1 protein-coding gene is annotated in these 1,388 nt (G+C 40.4%); it reads right to left on the bottom strand.

Annotated features, from left to right (window positions below):
• A partial coding sequence (gene ggt / locus AC1DUW_RS28850; protein ID WP_477644190.1) for a gamma-glutamyltransferase occupies positions 1–1,388 on the bottom strand: 1,388 nt, incomplete at both ends.

Raw genomic sequence — 1,388 nt, 5'->3', positions numbered from 1 at the left:
AAATGTTTCTAAGTCCCCGGTTCCAATTACACCCAAACCAAGTAGCAATTTGTCTGATTGGATATAGGGTTTTTCATTTATCAGTTTCATTTGTTCAGCTGTATAAGGATAAACGGCTCCATTCACTTTTAAGGTAAACGGTCCCTTCTTTTCTTCTTTTATTTCTTTTGGTTTTTTCGATTTATAGGATACATTATACACTCCTTGAACAGTTCCTTCTCTCGTATTGTCGGCTCCTCCATACATTTTCCCCTTTTCATAATCAAAAATAACAGCTTGCACATTTCCGATATGTTGGGGTTTTTCTTCATAAACATGGCCTTTTGCCATTAACTCCAACCTTGTATTTTGTTCAATTCCCGGTTCCCATCTAACTGTCGGATAACCAGCGGAATAAATACGTGGCGCAAGTATCGCATCTTGAATTAGCATTTGATGATCAAGCACATTCATAATCGTTTCAGATACCGATGCGATTATCGTCGCCCCGCCTGGTGAACCAATGGCCATGAAGGGATTACCATCTTTTAATACGAAGGTCGGGGACATACTGCTTCTCGGTCTTTTTCCTGGCTCTACTTGGTTAACGCCACCGGGAGTCGCATCAAAATCCGTCATTTCATTATTAAGCATGAATCCATAATCAGGTACCATGATACCTGATCCGAATACTTGCTCGATTGTAGTCGTATAAGCAACCATATTTCCCCACTTATCCATGACAGAAAAGTGAGTCGTTTGTCCGATCGGAGTTTTCTCTTCTTTTACCTTCTCCATTGAAGTGGGTTCTGTGCCCTCATACTTCCATGGATCGCCTTCTTTTACATCAGCCGTTGATCTATTTGGATTAATGAGTTTTCTTCTTTCTTTTATATAATCTTCATCCAATAGTCCTTTTGTTGGTACATCATAAAAATCTTCATCTGCCATATAGGCAGCGCGATCGGCAAAAGCTAGATGCATGGCTTCGGTTAGATAATGAAGATATTCAGGGGAGTTCGCCCCCATCTTTTGTACATCGAATCCTTCCATTAGCTCCAGGATTTGTTGGACAGTCAAGCTGCCTGAACTTGGTGAAGCTGCCCCTGCCAATTCGTATCCTCTATATTCCGATCTAATCGGTTCTCTTTCTTTCACCACATAATTCTCTAAATCCTCTGTTGTCATTGTTCCTTCGCGTTTTTGCACTTCTTTGGTAAGTGCTTTACCAATTTGGCCACTATAAAATACTTCCGATCCTTGTTTTTTAATTAATTTCAGCGTCTTTGCCAGATCTGGTTGAACGAGGGTATCTCCCTCTTTCAAGGGTTGGCCGTTAGGAACAAACACATTTGCTGCCGCTTGATTATTTTGAAGTTTTTTTACATTTTCATCGATGTATTGAGCTG

It is taken from the genome of Peribacillus sp. P4_C12, assembly GCF_056402095.1.
This window is presented reverse-complemented; position numbering and strand designations above follow the sequence as displayed.